Source organism: Flavihumibacter cheonanensis (assembly GCF_022352215.1).
In the GTDB taxonomy this organism is placed as follows: domain Bacteria; phylum Bacteroidota; class Bacteroidia; order Chitinophagales; family Chitinophagaceae; genus Flavihumibacter; species Flavihumibacter cheonanensis.
On sequence record NZ_JAKRWF010000139.1, the window covers coordinates 1 to 285 of the forward strand.

General features: G+C 67.4%; 1 protein-coding gene. It reads right to left on the reverse strand.

Annotated features, from left to right (window positions below):
* On the reverse strand, positions 1 to 285 hold a 285-nt coding region (locus tag MD536_RS21435), incomplete at both ends, for an ABC transporter permease (protein WP_239603824.1).

Sequence of the window (285 nt, forward strand, 5' to 3'; positions counted from 1 at the left end):
GTAGTTGCCCATCTGCAGCTTCGGCTGCAGAACCCCGATCACGGTGAACGGCGAGCCCGCCAGGTCGACCACCTGGCCCACCGGGTCGGCGTCGCCGAACACCTCCTGCGCCAGCTCGTCGCCGAAGAAGATCACCCGCCTCTTCTCCCGCTCGTCGACGGCATTGAAAAAGCGTCCTCCCGCGCGGGCGAAGTGGTGCCGGATGGCGCCGTACTCGGCGTTCGTGCCGACGACCCGGACGTTCAGGTTCTTGCGGTTGAAGGCGAGCGGCGTCTGCCAGCTGAC